The organism is Bacteroidota bacterium, assembly GCA_030706565.1.
In the GTDB taxonomy this organism is placed as follows: domain Bacteria; phylum Bacteroidota; class Bacteroidia; order Bacteroidales; family JAUZOH01; genus JAUZOH01.
The window spans coordinates 1-4,594 of the sequence record JAUZOH010000307.1; the positions used below are offsets into that span (position 1 = coordinate 1).

General features: G+C 37.0%; 4 protein-coding genes. All 4 read right to left on the reverse strand.

Going from position 1 to position 4,594, the window contains the following annotated elements; translation table 11 throughout:
• Positions 1-867 precede the first annotated feature (867 nt).
• Positions 868-1,269, reverse strand: a complete 402-nt coding sequence (locus Q8907_13060; GenBank protein ID MDP4275200.1) for a type II toxin-antitoxin system VapC family toxin — start codon at positions 1,267-1,269, stop codon at positions 868-870.
• Positions 1,266-1,502 carry a hypothetical protein gene (locus tag Q8907_13065; GenBank protein ID MDP4275201.1) on the reverse strand — a complete coding sequence of 79 codons (237 nt, stop codon included), beginning with the start codon at positions 1,500-1,502 and terminating at the stop codon, positions 1,266-1,268. The genes Q8907_13060 and Q8907_13065 overlap by 4 nt, the downstream gene beginning before the upstream one ends.
• A gap of 350 nt (positions 1,503-1,852) precedes the next feature.
• On the reverse strand, positions 1,853-3,148 hold the full coding sequence (locus Q8907_13070; GenBank protein ID MDP4275202.1) for an ATP-binding protein: 1,296 nt from the start codon (positions 3,146-3,148) through the stop codon (positions 1,853-1,855).
• 756 nt (positions 3,149-3,904) lie between these two features.
• Positions 3,905-4,594: glycosyl transferase (locus Q8907_13075; protein ID MDP4275203.1), on the reverse strand; the 690-nt coding region annotated here is incomplete at its 5' end.

Genomic DNA, 4,594 nt, shown 5'->3' on the forward strand with positions numbered 1-4,594 from the left:
CTCGCCTTATTTCATGAACCAAAGATAAACAAAAAGCCCGTTTTCGAAAGAGAAAAAAAGAATGAATAAGCCAAGAAACTGGTTTTCAGATTTTTAGCTTAAGGAGGGTAAAAATTAAGTAGTTGTTTTTTATGAATAACTAAGGCCCGGAGAATACAAGTTCAATAGTGGCCCTTGTGAAAACCTTGTGCTCCTTGTGGTTAGGTATTGTTTGAGGTAGTTTGAAATGGTTCAATATGTTCCAATGGGTTCAAAGCTACTTGTGTTCCGGAATGAATTTTATATTAAGCCGCGTAGCGGCGTCCAATTTGTAGAAAAGATAGTGAAATCAAGTAATCAAGCCGCGTAGCGGAGACCTATTAAAAATTAACCTTAAAATACGTCAAAAGTTCAAGATTTGTCAAAGTCTCTTAGTAAACCCGTAAGCCTTAGCAAGAGATGGATTACATGCAAAGCAGCAAGGACGCCAAAGTGCAGAGTTTTGGCATTTTAAATAAAAAATGACTGAATTTGGTTCCATTTAACTTTTACCATGCTTTATCTATGCTTTATCCATGCCTTTGATATGGCTTTGACCTTTACGTGATAGAAAATTGTATTCCCTATGGGATTAATAAATTTCAAAATATATTTTAAAAAAAAAGCAAAAACCACAAGGGTCACGAGGATTTCATAAGGTAAATGTATCCCAATTTAATACCAAACCTTTAAAAGGGCTATAACAAGATATTGCTTCATTGTTTGATAGTGTTTGAGTGGAGAAATTTTATGTGTTTTGTTGTTGTTTCTAAACCACTAAGATACAAAGTTCATGGAGGATATTTTTTTATTTCTTGTGTCGTATGTGGCTCAATTTAATTGAACTTACTATATTTTTGTCCAGTTTTCAATCTTAATTTTATTGATTCGACTGAAATGGATTTCATTGTTCGTAATAAGCATCATGTCATTAGCAACTGAGGATACACCAATCAATAAATCAAAATCATCAATTAGCAGTCCATCTTTTCTCAACCTGGCCTTTTCCTCTGCATAAAGATCTAGAGAATTAAAAATAGGAAGAATCTGCACACCCGTTAAGAAATCGTCTAAGACTAATTGATTCTTGTTAGGATTTTTACTATTTTTCACTCCATATTTCAATTCAGCCAATGTAATTTCAGAAATAAAACGGTTTTCCTTTTTTACTGACTTTAACTTTTCATTTAAACCGAACTTACCTTTAATATAATAGATACAAATGTTTGTATCAAAAAGATATTTTTTCAAAATGATTCAATTTCCCGGTTAAAGGTTCTGCTATTTTTAATTTCGCTGATGATATCTTCTGCATCTCTTGAATCATCCCATGCACCAAATGATCGCTCAAACCTTACATCTATTGAAGAAATATCTTTATTAACCGATTTTGATAATCTCTCAATCAGTTTATGTTTCATAGAAGCAGGCAAATTGCTTAACAATCCCCAATAACCATCTATTATTTGAGTATCCGCTTTCATTTTCCTTATTTTTATCAAATATACGAAAAAATTTTGCACGAATCATTTTTGTCAGTTTGTTCAAAACTCTTATTCCTTGTGTTCTTAGTGACTCCGTGGTTGGTATGCTATTAACCCCTAACCCCTTAAAAAGGTCTATAACAGGATAGTGCTTCTTTGGAGGACGGTGTTTGATTGGTGAAATTTTATTTACACCTTTTACTGACAATACATTCTTGCTCAGCGTAACATTAACTTCTCATGAATTTTCTCAGTGTAACCTTATACGAATTACGCTGAGAAACGCTGAGTAAATACCGAGATTCACTGAGAAAACACACGAACTGACAACTGTTTACTGACAATTTGATTTACCGTATACAAAAACACGCATAATGTGGTATAGCCTTGATACCATTTTCGAAACCAAAATTCTTTGCTGAAATACGGATTGAATAGGCTGGGTTATATTTCAGAACATATTGATTTAAACTCTTCGAACGAACATTTTCCGACGATTTTACTTCAATAGGAATACACTCACCTCCATTGGTTTGTATCACAAAATCAACTTCCGCCTTACCCTCCGACTCCCAATAATAGCATTCAAAACCACAACTTACTAAGGCACTGGCTACATAATTTTCAATCAAAGCCCCCTTAAAATAATTCATTTGCTTACTGTCCGACAGTATAACTTGTGCAGCAATTCCTAATATAGAGCTCAGTAAACCAACATCCCCCAAATAAATTTTAAAAATCCCCGATTCCGAAAATACTGAAAGCGGATAACGTCCCTGATGAATTCTCACACATTTAATGACTATCCCCGAAGCACACAACCAATCTATAGCTGTTTCGTACTGATGACTTCTTGCACCGGATTTTATATATTTATATTGAAATTTCTTATTCTCTTTGGCTAGTTGAGCCGGAACGGAATGAAAGACAGACATGATTTTAACGGTATCTACAGGCAGTGTATATTTTGCCATGTCAGCTATATAGGCATCCACAATATTCCGCTGAACAGTAGCCACTTCATCAAAACTATGGGTTTGCAAATAAGTATTTATTACATTAGGCATTCCACCCAGACACAAATACAATCTAAATTGCTCCATGAAATGTTCGTGCAACGAACAACTTACATTACTATTGTAACAAGCTCTGATTATATCAGCAGCATCTTTACTTGCTGTTGCCCAAAGAAACTCTTCAAAATCCAATGGGTAAAGCATTTTAACCACCACTTTACCGACAGGAAATGAATATTGCACACGATGCAAAGCCACCCCCAGCAAACTACCGGCTGCAATAATATGATAATCCGGACTATCCTCACTAAAATATTTCAGCGAGGTCAAAGCCCGTTCGCATGCCTGAATTTCGTCAAAAAAAAGTAAAGTTGTATGTTCCTGAATAGCAGCACCCATTAAAACCGATAATTCAGCAACAATTCTCTTGGGTGACAAATCTTTAGCAAAAATAGCTTGCAGTTGAGCATTAGCTTCGAAATTCAAATAAACGAGATGGGCATAATGCTCTTTTGCAAATTTCTTAACCACAAATGTCTTTCCTACCTGCCTTGCCCCGTGCAATAACAAAGGCATCCTTGTAGTAGAATTTTTCCATGCTAACAATTCCGCTTCTATCTTACGTTCCATAAAATGTATATAATATTACATTTTGGGTTCTTTAAAGTGTAAATATAATACATTTTTCGGAACGAACAACAAGTATAGTTCTTGATAGTTAGTGAATGATGAGTGGGGCCGTTGATCATGATAAATGGTTAGATATTGTTTTAGGGAAAGTCATTACCACTAATGGCACGGAGAAGACAAGTGGTTTGAGATTGTTTGAAGTTGTTTGATATGGTTCAAGAGGGTTCAATATAGTTCAAGGGTTCAATTGGTTCAAAGTTTCTTTGTGAACCTTGTGTAATCCTTGTGTTCCTTGTGGTTAGATATTGTTTGAGGTGGTTCGAGATAGTTCGAAGTTTCTTGTGTTCTGAGATGAATTTTATTTTAAGCCGCGCAGCGGTGAACTATTTGTAGAAAATTCAGTAAAATCAAGTAAACAAGCTGCGTAACGGAGACCTAGAAGTACATTAAAAGTTTGAGGTGGTTGGATATGGTTTGAAATTCAACCCCAGCCCCTTAAAAAGGGGTTATAACAGGACACTGCTTCTTAGTTGGACAGAATTTGATTTTTTTTTATATTTTATATTCGTCCGGCTAAATGACTTTTAATCAGCAACTTGACAGCACTTACTCATGCACTCCACCGGCCAGTTATAGCCCCTTTTTAAGGGGTGCGGGGTAAAAGGAGCGTTGAAGGAAATCACCAATAGAATATTTACCATTAATGGCACAGGGCACGGAGATTTTTTATGCCCTTAGTGCCTCCGTGGTTTGTTTTTACACCACCTCTCCAAAGGCCTTTTTCCCATCTACATAACGCATTACCCCTGAAAGAAACAGGATATCTGCCAATAAAAACAGCCAGCTCAAATCTTCAAATTGTACTGCGAACCAGGAAAAAAGCAATCCGATCAGATTCAACCCCAATGCCCAAAGCACCGTCTTCTGGTGGCTGAAGCCGGCCTGCACAATCCGCTGATAGGCATGTTTGCGGTGAGCCACGGATAGTTGTTCCTTATTCCTTATCCTCCGCAGTAAAGTCACCGTGGCATCGAACCAGAATACGGAGGTTAAAATAAGCCAGACGGGAATAGAAAGGAGGAAGTGATTCTGGTGGTAGATGGCAAAAACGGCAATGGTAAAACCCAGGAGGGTACTACCCACATCGCCCATAAAAATCCTGGCCTTTTGCCAGTTCCAAAACAGAAAACCCAAAGTGGCGGAAGCCAACAATAAAGATGTCTGATCGCCGGAAAGCAGAAATACAGCCCCTCCGATAAAAATAACTTCCGTACTGATATACCCGTCTATGCCATCCAGAAAGTTAAACAGGTTGATGCACCAGACAATGGCCACCCAGGCAATAGACGTGGACAAAATCAGTGCCGGAATATGAGGCAAAAAAGTAAAAAATTCTGCAATCCGCACAAGAAAAACAAAGCCAGGGCAGCACAAAATGCCTGGATA